This window comes from Priestia megaterium NBRC 15308 = ATCC 14581, from assembly GCF_000832985.1.
Lineage (GTDB): Bacteria > Bacillota > Bacilli > Bacillales > Bacillaceae_H > Priestia > Priestia megaterium.
Map to the genome: position 1 here is coordinate 3,247,051 of NZ_CP009920.1, position 16,855 is coordinate 3,263,905.

At 32.7% G+C, this 16,855-nt stretch carries 14 protein-coding genes; 13 read left to right on the forward strand and 1 reads right to left on the reverse strand.

Features of this window, described 5'->3' with window-relative positions:
- Nucleotides 1-2 precede the first annotated feature (2 nt).
- The 13 genes from BG04_RS17010 to BG04_RS17070 all read left to right on the forward strand — a co-directional run bounded on the left by BG04_RS17010 (nt 3) and on the right by BG04_RS17070 (nt 15,677).
- Nucleotides 3-1,070, forward strand: a complete 1,068-nt coding sequence (locus BG04_RS17010; RefSeq protein ID WP_034653799.1) for a glycosyltransferase family 4 protein — start codon at nt 3-5, stop codon at nt 1,068-1,070.
- 106 nt (nt 1,071-1,176) lie between these two features.
- The gene (locus tag BG04_RS17015; RefSeq protein WP_034653797.1) at nt 1,177-2,700 is read left to right on the forward strand and encodes a pectate lyase family protein; all 1,524 of its coding nucleotides are present in this window, start codon (nt 1,177-1,179) and stop codon (nt 2,698-2,700) included.
- Nucleotides 2,701-2,864: 164 nt separating this feature from the next.
- Nucleotides 2,865-3,095: an MCP four helix bundle domain-containing protein gene (locus BG04_RS17020; RefSeq protein ID WP_034653794.1), complete on the forward strand. Its 231-nt coding sequence runs from the start codon at nt 2,865-2,867 to the stop codon at nt 3,093-3,095.
- 248 nt (nt 3,096-3,343) lie between these two features.
- A complete protein-coding gene (locus BG04_RS17025) occupies nt 3,344-3,754 on the forward strand; it encodes a hypothetical protein (RefSeq protein WP_034653790.1) in 411 nt (136 codons plus the stop codon).
- Entirely contained in the window at nt 3,751-5,907 is a 2,157-nt protein-coding gene (locus BG04_RS17030) for a CgeB family protein (protein WP_051975632.1), read from the forward strand. The genes BG04_RS17025 and BG04_RS17030 overlap by 4 nt, the downstream gene beginning before the upstream one ends.
- An 11-nt stretch (nt 5,908-5,918) precedes the next feature.
- A complete protein-coding gene (locus BG04_RS31385) occupies nt 5,919-8,051 on the forward strand; it encodes a glycosyltransferase (protein WP_034653788.1) in 2,133 nt (710 codons plus the stop codon).
- Nucleotides 8,052-8,090: 39 nt separating this feature from the next.
- A complete protein-coding gene (locus tag BG04_RS17040) occupies nt 8,091-10,088 on the forward strand; it encodes a heparinase II/III domain-containing protein (RefSeq protein ID WP_034653786.1) in 1,998 nt (665 codons plus the stop codon).
- A 19-nt stretch (nt 10,089-10,107) separates the two neighbouring features.
- Nucleotides 10,108-11,121, forward strand: coding sequence for an accessory Sec system protein Asp2 (locus BG04_RS17045; protein ID WP_051975631.1), 1,014 nt, complete (start codon nt 10,108-10,110; stop codon nt 11,119-11,121).
- A gap of 41 nt (nt 11,122-11,162) precedes the next feature.
- Nucleotides 11,163-12,440, forward strand: a complete 1,278-nt coding sequence (locus tag BG04_RS17050; protein ID WP_034653783.1) for a nucleotide sugar dehydrogenase — start codon at nt 11,163-11,165, stop codon at nt 12,438-12,440.
- Nucleotides 12,437-13,240, forward strand: a complete 804-nt coding sequence (locus tag BG04_RS17055; protein WP_034653780.1) for an ABC transporter permease — start codon at nt 12,437-12,439, stop codon at nt 13,238-13,240. Before BG04_RS17050 ends, BG04_RS17055 begins: the two co-directional genes overlap by 4 nt.
- Before the next feature lie 16 nt (nt 13,241-13,256).
- The gene (tagH, locus tag BG04_RS17060; protein WP_051975630.1) at nt 13,257-14,216 is read left to right on the forward strand and encodes a teichoic acids export ABC transporter ATP-binding subunit TagH; all 960 of its coding nucleotides are present in this window, start codon (nt 13,257-13,259) and stop codon (nt 14,214-14,216) included.
- A 28-nt stretch (nt 14,217-14,244) separates the two neighbouring features.
- Nucleotides 14,245-14,631 (forward strand): hypothetical protein, encoded by a 387-nt coding sequence (locus BG04_RS17065; protein ID WP_034653777.1) that lies wholly within the window; start codon nt 14,245-14,247, stop codon nt 14,629-14,631.
- Nucleotides 14,632-15,254: 623 nt separating this feature from the next.
- Nucleotides 15,255-15,677 carry a VanZ family protein gene (locus BG04_RS17070; protein WP_051975629.1) on the forward strand — a complete coding sequence of 141 codons (423 nt, stop codon included), beginning with the start codon at nt 15,255-15,257 and terminating at the stop codon, nt 15,675-15,677.
- Nucleotides 15,678-15,836: 159 nt separating this feature from the next.
- Here BG04_RS17070 and BG04_RS17075 read toward each other — a convergent pair whose 3' ends face one another.
- On the reverse strand, nt 15,837-16,286 hold the full coding sequence (locus BG04_RS17075; RefSeq protein WP_211186279.1) for a VanZ family protein: 450 nt from the start codon (nt 16,284-16,286) through the stop codon (nt 15,837-15,839).
- Between the last annotated feature and the right edge of the window lie 569 nt (nt 16,287-16,855).

Here is a 16,855-nt window from a genome sequence, read left to right on the forward strand (position 1 = left end):
TCTTGAAAAACGTACTTTTAATCACAGATAAATTGATTACAGGCGGAGCAGAAACGTATTTTTGCAAGCTCGAAAATCAGTTGAATCATCCGGACATTACCGTATACACAGCAGCTGCAATGGGAGAACTGTACAGTAAAATTCAATATAAAAAACGGTTCACGCCTTTAAGCAGGAAAAATCATCTTCACAATCTTTATGTGCTTTGGAAAAAAGTGCGAACGTGTAAAATTGATATCGTTCATGCCAATAGCCTGCGCATGGTGATGTATGCAGTATGCGTAAATCGAATTCTGCGAAAAAAAGTAAAAATACTTTATACAAAGCATAATGTAACGGTACTTGAACAAAAAGCGAAGGGTCTGTTTTGTAAACTGGTAAACTCTTTTGTACATGGAGTGATTACCGTCAGCCGCTTTGAACAAGAGCAGTTAATGAATCTCGGCGTAAAAAGCGGTAAAGTGACAACGATTTATAACGGAGTGGATCTGAATCAGTTTGTGTTTAAAGAAAAAGCTGCTTCACTCGACTGTCATATCGGCCTTTTGGCACGAGCTTCAAAAGAAAAAAATCACGAGCTGTTTATCGAAATCGCCTCACTGCTGAAAGGTAACAAACATATGAAGTTTCATATCGGAGGAGGAGGGCCCGAGCTGCAGCGAATTCAAGAGCTTATCCAGCAGCAAGGCTTGTCTGAAAAGATAAAGATATGGGGAGAAGTGGAAGACCCCGAAGCGTTTATTACGAAAATGGATATGCTTCTGTTAACTTCTCACCGTGAAGTCTTTCCAATGGTTGTCTTAGAAGCAATGGCCGTTGGCACACCGATGATTTCAATTGATGTAGGAGGCGTGAAAGAAGCAATAGCAGACGGAGACACGGGCTATTTAATTCCAACCTATTCACCTCAAGCGTTCGCAGAAAAAATTACGGCACTGTACGCCGAGCAAGAGCAAAAGCAGCGCTTTGCCAAAGGTGCTAGAAAAAAAGTCGAACAGCACTTTACGTCGAGTCAAATGATTGCGTCGACTGCTGATCAATATGTAAACGTGAGCGGAAAAAGCTTCTAAAACGGAAGCTTTTTTCTATGAAACGGTGAACCACAAGTTGTAAAACTGCATAAGGTAATACAAGCAGTACATGCTTTATACCTGCCGAGAAAGCGAGATGAGTTAAATGGAAAACTGCAGTGAAGAAAGAATAGTAGACGCTGCTTGTTTTGGTGTGAAAAGAGACGGCATGACGGATGATGCACCTGCGATACAGCAAGCAATTGATTACGCAGAGGCTAACAAATTATCACGAGTAATCCTAACAGGAAACTATACGTACGCCATCGCATCACCCATTGTGATTAAACCGTCTATTTCGTTTGAAATGGACAGCGGAACCAAACTTACAGTAACGGGAAATTATCATGTTTTTACCCTTCAAAAAGATGCGTCGATTTCAGGCGGAACCGTTGAAGTGACCGACCCATCATTTACATCTTCGGTCATTTACCTTCACGGATCGCAGCAATTAGAAACAGGAAACAAAACGACGATAAGCAACATCAGCATGATTAATACGTCAGGCGCTTATAACGGAAAAGGCATTTATTTTTACTGCCAGAAAGCGTGGGATTTTATCAGCTTTGTGAACGTATCCTTTGTACACCTTCGCAACTTTGACAGGGGTGTGCTGCTGCAAACTGAAAAAATCACCAACATCAATACACCTGCATGGATCAACGCGAATAGCTTTAACTATTTATCGATCGACGGCTGTCAGTATGGAATTGACGTAGCCGGCATCAGCGACGTGCCGTATGAAACGTCAGGAAACAGCTTTGTTCATTTTCAAATGCAGTGCCGCAGTCAAACGAAACGAGCAATTAAATGTTCAGGTGCTTATAATACGTTTGAAGGGCATATTTGGGATACGTATTTGATGAACGGAGGAGAACCGCCCGTAGAATTTACGAGTATCTCACATCGAAATCAGCTTGCCTCTAACCTTTTATCCACATCGATTTTGAACAACGGACAGCATAATGACATTACGTCTCCTTTTGAACAAACACGGAATATATTTGTCCCAGGACTTCCGGGAAAACCGGATATCATCGGCAATCAAGACGATATTTTTGTACAAGCTGACAAAAAATATACCGTCAAACAAATCGCTGGAAAAGCTCCGTACGGAGGTAGCATCAGCAACTGCTTCAGCTTAGTTGATGAACAAAGCATGAACTACCTCGACGTGCCAGCTTCCGTTCCCGTTGTGATTGAAATGGACTTTAGCTCGAATCCAATTAAAATGCTGAATATGGCAGGCGTTTCATTTGGATGGGGTGAGTCGCCTAAAAATATTAAATTTGAATATGTAACAGCAATAGACGGCGCCTGGACAACGGTCAAAGACGTAAAAAATAACTTAGGAAACACTGTAACGGCAGAAGTGCGAGCCAATACGCTGTATAAAATGAGACTTACGCTAAGTGAATACACAAAAGACCACAAGCGTTTTCGAATTAACCGCATCTTCGGTACGTCTTCTATGATGCCAGGTTCCTCTTGGGTTGCGACGTCCGGAAGCAAAATGTATGGAAACCTTGAGTTTCAGCAAGGAAACAGCCTGATCCTTAAATCTCCTGACGGACAAAGCTGGAAGCTAAGCGTCGATAACACAGGGAAAGTATCAGGGACAAAAATCTAAGTGGAGAAATTATTTTTAAACCAGCTTCTTTTTATAAGAAGCTATTTTTTATGCCGATAAAAAGTCACGAGCGTACTATGGATAGGACACCCCCTATGACCGATAGATATAACGAAGTGTGAAAATGAAAGCAGAAGAATACATCAGCGAAAAGGGGAAATGTTATGGGGGCATTACGAAATCTGAGTATCTATCGAAAGCTGCTAGTCATGGTTATAATTTCAACAATTTCACTTATTGCAGTCGCCGTGATCAGCTATTTTTACACACAGCGAATTGCTGACAGCACGGAGTCTATGTACAATGACCGCCTGCAGCCAATCAGGCAGTTAGGGCAAATTCGTACAAATAACCGATCTACTTTAATGATTTTGAGACTTTCGTTGTTCACGTAGATATTTTAATATATAATTATAACATTAACTGTTAGGTAATAAGGTCTATTCCAAATACCATAATCGTCTATTGAGTACAATTTTGGTACATTTGATCATATTCGACAAAATAAGACATTGAACCTATTTAGTACCTATGGTAGTATTCCATAAGTAGAAAATAGATTTTATAGGTATTTAGATATAAATGAGAAGGTAACAAAAAGAATTTTTACTATATTATAAGAAAGTGAGGTTGGGACAAAAATATGGAGAGCTCTCAAGCTCAATTAAGAGCAAATAGATTACCGTTCCAAGAAGAACCCGAAAGAAACCTAGAAAGTTTTGAAGAGTTGCCGGTATATACTGAGAAAGAGTATCAGGAGTTAAATAAAAAACTTGTTATATTTAAAGAAGAAACATTCGAAAAATTACAAAGCTACGGTGTGTTAATTAAGTTGTTTGAAGAAGAAGTTTCAAACAAAAAAGCTTTAGAGAGCCAGTTGAAAATAACTCAAGATCAAATGCATGAATTGAAAACAGAGTTAGTTAATACCCAAGCAGAAAACAAAAAAATAAAAAGAGAACTGAATGCTCTGAAAAATTCTAAACTTGGAAAATTAACAAAAAAATACTGGTCTTTACGTAAGAGATTGCATAAAGGAGCAAATAAGTCATGAAAGATCTTTCATTGTTAAAATCTGATTTTGCTAAGTTCCAAAGTCAAATTTTGAATGATATAGCCCCCTATTTAATAACTAATCAATCATTTCTAAGAGCTGAAAACTGGTTCTATCAGTCTGCTGATATTTTTATGTACAATCAAAAAGAAAAATTGTTTATATCGTCTGAGAGTGAGAACAAAAATTATATCTCTTACTTGGAGAAAAACAATAGTTTTAGCTATTTGCCTACTCACGATTTAAAAACGTTACCTAATGAAGAGTTTGAAATTCAAATTAAAGGAGAAATTTTTGGTAAAGCTCATATAAACTTAATGGTTATTGAGTATTCAGGTAGCAAAAAAATTAATGTTCATGCTGTTTCATTAAATAAAGTTACAAGAATAAAGATGAATCAAAAAACTCAAAATCTTCGTCTGGCTCTGCGCATTTCAAATAAAGGTATTGCCACTATTGAGGATATTTATATTCAAAGAATAAAGCAAGAAATCCCCAATACGTATGTACCAAACCCTAAAAAAATCTCCAAGAATAACCCGTCTACAATCAGCGATATTAAAATGGCATGTATTTTAGATGAGTTTAGCATGACTTGCTTTGGAAAAGAAGTTAATTTACTTACTTTTACAACAGAAAATTGGAAAGAAATTTTAATTGAAAACACTCCAGATCTTTTGTTCGTAGAATCTGCTTGGAGAGGTAATTTTGGAGCTTGGGAATATAAAATAGCAAAATATAATAACCAAGACAAAACCCCTCTGTTTGACTTATTAAGATGGTGCAAAGAAAACAATATTCCTACAGTGTTTTGGAATAAAGAAGATCCAATTCATTTTGAAAAATTCATTGATACTGCTAAATTATTCGATTGTATCTTCACAACAGATGCAGATATGATACCAAACTATCAAAAAGAATCAGGTCATGAACGCGTTTTTGCTTTGCCTTTTTCTGCAGAGCCTCAATTACACAACCCAATCAAAATACGAGAGAAACGTGAAGAAAAAATTTGTTTCGCAGGTTCTTATTACGATAACCGTCACGAAGAGCGCAAACAAGATATGGATAATGTGTTAGACATTGCAGCTGAGTTCGGTTTAGATATCTTTGACAGAAACTATGAGAAAAATAAAAATGGTCGCACGCATTTTAGCTTTCCAGAGCGATTCGATCAGAATATTAAAGGTAGTTTGAAGTATGATGAAATTAATACAGCATATAAAGGCTACAAAGTCATGCTCAATGTTAATAGTGTTAAATACTCTCCAACTATGTTTTCTAGACGTGTATTTGAAGGTTTAGCATGTGGAACGCCTATCATTAGCAGTTATTCTGAAGGTGTAAAGCGAATGTTTAAAGATATTGTATTAATATCTGAAAACAAGCAAGAATTAAAAGAATCTATTGAAAAATTAATGGACGATGAAGAATATTACAATGAAAAATCTTTAGTTGGTATACGAGAGGTTTATCTGAATCATACATATAAGCATCGAATCCATTATATGTTAGAACAGCTAGGGATAACTGTCAAAAAAGATATTAAGAATGTTTCTGTTTTATCTGTAGCTAAATCTAAAGTAGAATTTTTTAATATTCTTGATTCCTTTAAGCGACAAAGCTGGAAAGGAAAAGAGTTAATCGTTCTTTTGGAAAATTTTGATGGGTATATAGATGTTTTAAATGAGTATAATCAAGAAAATATTAAGACATACGTGCTGAGTTACATGAATCATTACAACCGTATTAATGAGATTATATCTAACCCTTATATTTCTTATTTTAATCCAGACAGCTTCTATGGAGAAAATTACTTACTTGATTTAATGATTGCGACAGAATATAGCAATGCAGAAATTATTGGAAAAAATACTTTTTATCAATATGATTTCCAGAATAAAGAAGTAACTAAATATAATCAAGATAAAGAGTACCAATATGTAGACAGTCTGCAGTTTGAGTCCTCAATTGTAGATAAATCTATTTTCCATGGAGAAAATATAATAGAAGCGGTAACAAAAATGAGATCAAACAGCTCAATGGCTTTGTATTTTATGAGAGGCTTTAGATTGCTAAGCATTGATAACTACAACTTTATTAGAGCTGGAGTAGGAGTTTCTGAAGATATAATTAATAAAATTCAAAAATAGGTGAATTATTAATGAGAAAAAAGTTAAAAGTGCTTTTATATGGTGATGTAGATTTAAACATTATGGATGGTTCAGCGGTTTGGTTGACATCGATGGCGAACGTACTAAATTATGACAAAAATATAGTTGTTGACGTATTGTTAAAAGCTCGGATCAAAAATCGAAACTTACTTTCTGAAATAGAAAATTTAAGTCAAGTTAACACTATTGATACATTTAATCTATTTAATAAGAAATTTGAAAATGGTAATCGTCTCAATATATTTGAAGCAGTAAAATTAATGGAAGAATTAAATGAGGTCAACCAATACGATTGTATTATTGTGCGTGGATACAAGTTAGCAATTGAATTAATGAAGAGTCCTTTATCGTCAAAAATTGTACCGTATTTTACAGAATTCACACATAATCCAGACGAAATTACGAGTGAAGAAAAACAAGTTCTTCAAAAAATTTATAGTACTTTTCCAAAAGTATTTGTACAAACGAATGAAACGAAAAACTTGTTAAACAGTATTTTGTCGGTGAAAGGTGAAAAGTTCTGTTTACTAACGCCCATGATTCCTGATTATGGGGAAACACCGGATTTTGTTAATCGAAACAACAGTTTAGTCTATACGGGGAAATTTGCTAAAGGGTGGTACACAGAAGAAATTTTAGATGCATTTAAGTCTGTGTATGAAGAAGATCATAGTCTTGTATTAAATATTGCTGGAGATAAATTTCAAGGGGAATTAATCCCTGAAAAAGATCGCATTATTAACCGTTTTAATACTGAAAGTAATGTAAATTGGTTGGGTGCGATTCCGAGAAGTGAATCTATAAAACTTGTGGAAGAATCTGATGTTGGAGTTGGATGGAGAAGCGAGTTAATTGATAACGACACTAGCGTAGAGTTATCTACTAAAATATTGGAATATGGAAGGCAAGGCAAACCAGTTTTACTTCGTCGAACAAAAATGTACGAAGATTTGCTAGGAAAAGATTATTTCTTGTTTGTAGATAACGAAGAAGAATTCGTAAGAAAAACCCTAGAAGTTATGTATAATCGTAATCTTTATAAGAAGACAGCTCAAACTATTTACAATGCATGCCGATATTATACATTTAAGGAATCATATAAACGTTTAAAAGACATGCTATGGAGCTTTAACAATCAAAAAACCAAGCTATTATTCGCGGGTCATGACCTGAAATTCATTGACATGGCGCTTCAATATTTTAAGCAAAATTCAAAATTTGAAGTAAAGGTAGATCAATGGCAGGGACATAATAACCATGATGAAGTTTACAGTAAAGAATGTTTAGAATGGGCAGATGTGATTTTTTGTGAATGGGGATTAGGAAATGCAGTTTGGTATTCTAAGCACAAGAGTATTGATCAAAAATTAATCGTGAGAATGCATTTACAAGAACGAGTCACAGAGTTTCCAAGTCAATTTCATATAGAAAACATAGATCAGATTATAGCTATTTCGCCCTATATATTTGAAGAATTTCACAGGGTGAATCACATTCCAAGAAATAAAATGACTATGATTTATAATATGGTTGATACGATGAAATTTGATAAACCTAAATTGAATAAAGAAGAAATACAATTTAACTTAGGTATATGCGGTATTCTTCCGAGTAGAAAGCGCTTGGATCGGGCTCTCAATATATTTGAGGGATTATGGAATAAAGATAAAAGATACAAGCTGTTTGTAAAAAGTCGTATGCCACAAGAATTATCTTGGTTAATGAATAGACCGCAGGAAAAACAATATTATGATGAAGTATTTGACCGTATCAAAAAAGCCCCGTGGGGTAAAAATGTTGTTTTCGATCAACACGGCAATGATATGGACAAGTGGTTCCAGAAAATAGGTTATGTATTATCCACAAGTGAGTATGAAAGTTTTCATTTGGCACCTATGGAAGGAATGGCTGCAGGCAGCACGCCTTTGTTGTTACACTGGCCTGGTGCAGAAACTATCTACCCAAAAGAATATCTCTTCAATGACGAGGAAGAGGTGATTACATATGTATGTAATCGGAAGAATTACAAACAGAAAATTGCTAGTAAATTGAAGAAGTATTCACAAAGTGAATTTGATAAATCTGTAATTATAAAGAAGATAGAAGAAGTTATTTTATTATAATTAGATTGTAGAAATTATTGAGGAAAAAGGAGGGACTTTATGAATAAGGATACCTCTGTAATAGATATAGAATATATTTTTAATGTTGATTTAACTTATTTGTTTAAACGAACAGATGTACAGGGGAAAGCAGCTGTTTCAAGAGCAGAAGGGATTTATAACCATAATATATATCTTCATCAATCGCTTCCTGAAATGAGATTTGAGAAGGCTGACGATATTTGGTCTCTAAGTGGAGAACCTGAAAACACCTATAAAGTATATTTATATTCATTACAATTTATTAGTTTATTGAATAACGGATATGAACAGTCTAACGATTTAAAATATCTGAAAAAAATAGAGCAAATACTTGAGAGTTGGATTTCCTTTGAGAGTAATTCGACTGATAAGCGAGTATGGTATGACTTTGCCGTAGCAAACCGAGTAATAGTAATAACCCATTATTTAATGTTATGTAAAAGAGCGAATTATGAGTTAAACCCTGTTTTTAAGAAAAAAATGGCTAGTGCTATGTTGAAAAATGGAGAATATTTATTTTCAGATGAGCATTATGTAGATAATAATCATGGAATTATGATGGACCGGGCGTTGTTGCAATTATCTTTGTTCTTTAGATATGAATCATTTGGTGAAAAGTGGCTGAAAAAGGCTATTAATCGCTTAGAAAAACAAATAAAAAATAGTTTCACTAAAGAGTATATAAACGTTGAAAATTCACCTGAATACCATTATCATACATACCATTTATTTGAGGAGCTACAAGCATTTTTAGACATTAATAAAATTAATTTAGCAGAAAATACACTCGGCTACATATTGAAGGGAATTTATAAACAACATCTTCATTTATTAAAGCCAGATTTAACGTATCCTCTTATAGGAGATACTAATCATAAATACTTTAATAATGGAAAATATATTCCCGATTCAATTGTATTTCCTGAAACTGGATTAGCGATATTAAAAAAGAAAAAAAGCTATTTAACTTTAAAATCAGGATTTTCAAATACAAGCCATAAACATTTTGACGATTTATCTTTTACATTTTCATATAAAGGCACTGATTTATTCATTGATAGTGGAAAGTACAATTATGACAACAAAAGTAAATATAGAAAATACGTAGTTTCAGCTATGGCACATAATACAATTGTCGTTGACGATAAGAACTATTCACTAAATTTAGATAATCAAAATCGACTAGGAATTAGTAATTATCATTTAGAGAACGACTTTGCTGTAGTAGAAGTCACTAACAATTTATATGAGGATATAAACATAACTAGAAGATTAATTCATATATATCCTAATCTGATTATTTTGGTAGATGATATTAAATCAAGTAACGATCATAAATATTCCCAGGTTTTCAATTTGAACGGAACACTTAATTTTAATGTTATGACTAAAGAGCAAGCAATTGGTCATCATCATAAAGGGAATTTAAAGCTAGAAATGAATCAGCATCTTCCAACGGATTATATTTCTTCTTATCATGGGTACGAAAATGAGGAAAATATTAGAGGTTTTAATTCAATTTCTTTTGCTAAGTTAGAACCATGTTACAATATGGAGTTTGTTCATCAGAAAAAACGTGAGGCTAAATTTTTAACCTCTATTCTAGCAGCTGAAGACAATGCTATTGACAATGAAGTTAAAGAATTTACTCTTCTAAAAGAAGATAAAACTAACCTAGTATTTTCTGTAGAAGATAATAAGGGGATACTTAGGTTATATCACTATGAGTACACCGAGGGCGTTAAGAAAATTTTTGATATAAAGGACATTTTATACAAATATTCAGTTTCTTCTCGTGAGCTAGTAATCGATGTGAAAGATGATACATCTGATTTTGAATTTGCTTGCTATTTATTAGTTAATAATAAAATAGTAAAAAAAGAAGGTTATAGAGATACTATTAAATTTCATTTTAAATCCATACCTTCTGGTAATATTAGCATTTGGCTTTTTATTCGTAATAAAGATGATCATGGTATTAAAATTTTGAAAAAACAGGAAATCTCACAGATTTAAAACTTTAATAGGGGTAAATATGAAAGATAAAATTTTAGAAAATGAGAAGGTATTTAGGTCTATTCAAGACGTAACATATTATTTTGAAGAGGGTGAAGTAAAAGATCACCTAATAATTGTGTTTTCAGCTGTTAACCCTCCTGGAACTTTTGCTTATAATTATATTTCAACTTTAGAAAACTTGAATTGCCATAAGTTATTTATTCTAGATAATTATGGAGAACAAGGAGCTTATTATTTAGGGCATAAAAAAGATTTTTCTATCGAAACTTCTGTAATGTCTTTAATTATGTCTATCGTTGCGAAATATCAGGTGAAATTGAACAATGTTATAACTGTCGGTTCCTCTAAAGGTGGCTATGCAGCTTTATATTATGCATTAAAATATGGATTTGGACATGCTATTGCTGGTGGACCCCAAGTTAAATTAGGTGATTTTTTATACGATCAAGGCAAGAATTTTGAGATTGCAAAATATATAGCAGGAGATCTCAACCAGGAAAATCATGAATATTTAAATGGTTTACTTATGAGTATTATTCCTGATAAAGAACATGCCTTAACAGATATTTATTTACATGTAGGCAATGGTGATCATCATTATCCTAACCATATCATTCCTTTCATTGAATGCTTGGATAGTCTCAAACATGAGAACTACCAATTAGATGTTCAAGAATACGAGAGCCATGATGGTTTGAGACAATTTTTCCCTCCTTATTTATGTGAAAAGCTAGGGGAGATCACAGGAATACCTTCATATGAGATAAATCCTATTAAAAGGATTAATTTGGGAGTAGTTAATAACACATTTACAGTAGAATGTGTAACTACGAATACTCCAAATCAGAATTATCAATATGCATATTATATATATAAGGACAACAAAGTGTATGAAAAAATCTTTTATTCAAAAGCAAATAAGTTAAATTATTCTTTGGATAAGTCTGGTTTATATAAATGCAAAGTATTCGTGAAGGATCAACATGGAAGAAAGTATATTCAAATGAGCGAGTCAGTAAACATTCAATAATAATTTACAAGAATTTTTTAATAGAGAGGGTTTTAGAAATTATGAAATTATGTACAGTGGGATTAGGATATATTGGATTACCGACTTCAATTATGTTTGCAAAGCATGATGTAGAAGTTACTGGAGTAGATATTAGTCCACGAGTAATTGAATCACTTAATAATGGAAAAATTCATTTAGAAGAGCCAGGGTTACAAGAAGCTCTAAATGAAGTTATTGCTAAAGGCACATTTAAAGCAGCTTTACAACCTGAAAAAGCAGATGCATTTATAGTAGCAGTTCCAACACCAAACAATAATGATGAGAATAAGTCATGTGATTTGTCATATGTTTTAAGTGCTGTAAACATGGTTATTCCTCACTTAGAAAAAGGAAACGTGCTAATTGTAGAGTCTACTATTGCACCAAGAAGTATGGATGATTATGTAAAACCTGTATTAGAAGCTGCTGGATATGAGATAGGTAAAGATATTTTCTTAGTACATTGTCCAGAACGTGTTCTACCGGGACAAATTCTTCATGAATTGGTTCATAATAACCGTATTGTTGGTGGAATGACACCGAATTGTACGGAGGCCGGTGCAATGGTTTATAGTACATTCGTCAAAGGTGAAATTATTAAAACGGATGCAAAAACGGCAGAAATGTCTAAACTGATGGAAAATACATTTCGTGATGTAAATATTGCATTAGCCAATGAATTAGCAAAGGTTTGTAACGAATTAGAAATTAATGCGTTGGAAGTAGTAGAAATGGCTAATAAACACCCTCGTGTGAATCTTCATACGCCAGGTCCAGGTGTAGGAGGACACTGTTTAGCAGTTGATCCATATTTTATTGTAGCCAAAGCTCCTAAAACAGCACAGCTTATTAACTTAGCTAGAACGATTAATACATCTATGCCTCATTATGTTGTTGAGAACGCTAATAAGTTAATGCAAAAAGTAGATGGGAAAATTATCACAGTATTTGGTTTAACATATAAAGGAAATGTTGATGATATCCGTGAAAGTCCAGCAATGGAAATTTATGATATTTTAAAAGCGGAAGGCAAATATGAAGTACGTGCATTTGATCCACATGTAGAACAAGAGTGGGTTGTAAGTGATATTAAGGATGCTGTTCAGAATTCTGATTTAGTATTAATTTTAAGTGATCATAATGAGTTTAAAGAATTAAATTGGGATGAACTAAATGGAATGTCTACGAAGCAAATTTTTGATACTAAAAATATTGTGACAAATCGTTCAGATAATTTTAGTTACATTAACTATGGAAATCTACATGTATCTCTTAAGAAGAAAGAAGTAATGGCATGAATTTTATAGGGAGGATTTTGCAAGAACAATCCTCAAATCTTCACTTAATATTTCGATTAGCTCTTTATGATATAAAAAGTAAGTATCAAATGCACTATCTAGGAGCTGTATGGCAGTTTTTAAATCCTGCCATACAAGTTCTTTTATATTGGTTAGTATTTGGGTTAGGAATTAGGGGGGGACAACCTATAGATGATGTTCCCTTCTTTGCATGGTTAATTGTAGGGTTAATACCCTGGTTTTTTATAAGTCCTGTAATTATTCAAGGAGCAAATAGTGTATACACTAAGGTTAACTTAGTTTCTAAAATGAAGTTCCCTGTAAGCGTATTGCCAACTATTACAATAATTAGTAATGGACTGCAATTCATAGTAATGTTACTAGTATTAGGAGTTATCTTTTTAGTGTATGGGATTAATCCAGGAATATATATAGTACAGTTACCTTACTATATATTCTCTTTATTAGTTTTTTTATTTGCTTTCACTTTATTGTTTTCTACAATTTCTACAATTATCAGGGATTTTCAATTAGTTTTGCAATCTGTAATGAGAATGATGCTTTATTTGTTGCCAGTACTATGGGATACATCTAAACTGCCTCATTTATTTCAAACTATCCTTAAACTAAATCCGTTATATTATATTTTGGAAGGTTTTAGGTATACGTTATTAGAACATGTTTGGTTTTATGAAGACTGGATTTATACTTTATATTTTTGGAGTATTACGCTATTAATTCTATTAATTGGTTCATTTATCCATATAAAGTTTAGAGATAAATTTATTGATTACCTGTAATCAAGGAGTTAATTTGATGAAGTTAAAGGTACAATTTGATGAAGTAAGCAAAAAGTATATACTATATAAAAAAAAATCAGATAAACTTTTAGATATTTTTTCTAGTGAGAAAAACGAACAATCTTTTTTTGCCTTACGAGAAGCTTCTTTTAAAGTTTACGAAGGAGAAACAATAGGTGTAGTAGGAATCAATGGATCTGGAAAGTCGACTCTATCAAATCTATTATCTCAGGTGGTACCACCTACGTCAGGTAATATTGATATTCAAGGGGAAACTTCATTGATTGCTATCTCTGCAGGTTTAAACAATCAATTGTCAGGCTTGGAAAATATAGAACTAAAATGCCTAATGCTTGGATTAAGCAAAGAAGAAATTAATGAAATTAAACCTAGTATAATTGATTTTGCTGATTTGGGTAAGTTTATTAATCAGCCCGTAAAAAACTATTCAAGTGGGATGAAATCCCGCTTAGGTTTTGCAATCTCAGTTCACACTAATCCAGATATATTAGTTGTAGATGAAGCTTTATCTGTAGGAGATCAAACTTTCTATGATAAATGTCTCAATAAAATTAATGAATTCAAAAAAACTGGAAAAACTATTTTCTTTATCAGTCATTCTTTATCTCAGATAGATAACCTTTGTGATAGAGTCTTGTGGTTGCATTTTGGAGAGGTTAAAGAGTTTGGGGACACAGATGTAGTTTTAGATAATTATAGAAACTATATAAAGTGGTTTAATAAATTGACTGAAGATGAAAAAAAGAGTTACCGGCTAGAAATGATAGAAAAACAATCTCAAGAGCAAACAGTTATGTCTCAGTCCACTAAATATCCTATATATCCAGTAAATGAAAGAACAAAAAGACGAAAAAGAGAGAATGCAAAAAGTGGAAGAAAAAAATTCCACTTACAATTATTCTCGTTGGCAAGTGTTGTTTTGATTTTAGCAAGTTGTATGTTTTATTTTAATTAAGACTTTACATTTTAGGAGGAAATATATTATGTATAAAAAAATGCTCATCCCTATTTTAGGAATATCTTTTATTTTTGCAGGTTGTAGTGCAGATAATACAGCTGCCCCTGAAAAACAAAATAAGTCTCAAGTAGAAGATAATAAATCTAAATCAGATGCTAAAATTAAAAATGTTACTATCGAAAATGGAAAAGATAATGTTCTTGAAGTTACAGCGAAGGCAACTGGAAAAGGCGTAGAGTATGCCTATTATGTTTATAAAGGAGAAGATATCGTAAAAAAAGTTTATTATACTTCTAACACTAGTTTCAAATACAAAGCTAAAGAGCCAGGAGAGTATAAGGTCACTGTCTTTGTACAAGATAACACAGGGAAACGCATATCTAAAGATACAGACACAGTTACTATAAATTAAGAGGTAAGAGGTTATCTATAAGTCATATGACTTAGATAACCTTTTTTTATTTAAGAGTCGAAGGTGTTTCTCGTCAAAGAGTAACACTCAAAGTTCACCTCTCACATACAAGCGTCATTATTCCATGTGTAACAAACATTATCAGTCGAACAAAATCCCCCTATGTTTTAAGTTAAATCGTTATTTAACCCTTTATGAAGCGTATAGTACAATCTATGATAGTAGGCTTTTGTTGAAGTCAACATGAATAAATGGGCAAACTTGGCTAGCCAGCTATAAACAGTTAGAAAGAAAAATAATTGCCGAACATAATATTAGTAATGAAAAGGTAAAGCTGATTTACTATCAAGATTATATCGAGAAATGCTAAAAAGGGATGGAAGAAGCTAAGCAGTTACTAAGTTTACACTTTGAGGAGTACAAGCTAAGATTATTAGTGAAGATAAGGATATTTGGTTGTAGGAAATATTATTAAAGAGAATTAATTATAGCTATTATAAAAAAGAGTACTATAATTTTTCCTACTTAATTTATTTTGTTTCGTTGAAAACAAAACTTGTTTTTTAGATAAGGAATTATAAAATGGAGTGTTTTCCAATTAACAACTCTAGGAGATGTCTTTAATGTTAAAGAGGAATTCTATTAATGTTTTATTTTTAGTTTCTATTCTGCTTGTCCTTAGGTTAACCATGTTTCCAGAAAGTTCGTTAGGCATTGGTGAAGGAAAAGGTGGCATCAATCTTGTGCCATTCTACACAATGAGGGATTTATTATTTCATCATTCATTTAGCGACTTTATTCTAAATAATATAGGAAATATTATTTTGTTTTTACCGTTTGGTTTTTTCTTAGCTATGAGATTTAGGAAAATAGATAATTTGCCAAAAAGTTTCCTCGTGGGAATGTTCTTTTCTGTACTCATTGAAATAGTTCAACTATTTATGCCAAATCGGTGGACAGATATTGATGACGTTCTCTTGAACACTTTAGGGACGGGTATAGGATATAGTCTGTTTAAGACGCTAAACTACATAAAAGAAGTCTAATAACGGCCTTCTTGTGGTTTGTAAAGGGGAGAAAAGATTTAGCCCAAAAATTGTAGTTTATCCATATGAATATTTGAAAAACAAACTATATAATTCCGGGAGAGAAAAATAAAGTGTTAAGAAAAGAAGCAATCATAAGTATATATGTAAAAAAGATCTCTATATTCTAGAGATCTTTTTGTATCTGTATAGTAAAAATAAAAACAGCGCCCCACCAAATGAATCGATAGCCACATCAATAATTCGCCCGTCGCGTCCAATAATAAACGCTTGATGCAGTTCGTCTAAAAAAGCAAAACAAGCGAGTAAAACCCACGCTTTTACATATCTCCATGAATTTTTTTTCAAATTCCAGTAAATTAATAGGGCTAACAAGCCGAAGAAAGAGATATGAGCAATTTTACGCAAGATAAACTCTAGGTTAAAGCCGTATGTATAAGACGTATAAAATTCACTGCCAGGATGTAACACAGACCAGAGAGTGGCTTTATGATTCCAGACTGAAGCATTGCTCCAAGAGTTTGGGTCCGTCACTTGAAGGTGAGGTGTGTGGGAAAAATGGGAAATAGCAAGTATCATCGCAACAACACAAATTCTTTTTAATATCATACAAAAAATTCCTTTTGTTTTTAGATTTATCTTCATATCGTAAGAGAAAAGCAGTGAAAATGCAAGAAATATTCATGTGTCTCTCTATATATAAATCCTCTTCTAAAATATTTTCATATAGAAATATCAATTATTTCAAGTATGGGTGACAGAAGTTCTAACATATTACTAAATTTAGAAGAATATGAGACTATCAGCATTTAACGACATAAAAAGGTCTTTTGAAGCGAAAATATTATCTTTTCATTCAAAAACCTTGTTATATCGCAAATTTCGACAAAAAAATTCATCCCTCTTTTCCTATTTTTGTGATAACATTAATTTTGCGATTGCTTCATAAGTTATAGGTCTAATGACTGTTAATAAAATCTTATAGAAATAATTGAGAATAGATAAGATAAATGAACTATAAAAAATCATTGTAGATAAAGTATCGAAGCCTTAGAAACTTGTTGAAATTAAAGACAAGTTTTTAATTTTTATCTAGTGAAGGATGAATATTCAAGAAAAGTCATATAAAGCGCAATATGTATGGTGATGTCTCCTCAGCCACTATCAAAGGAGGCACT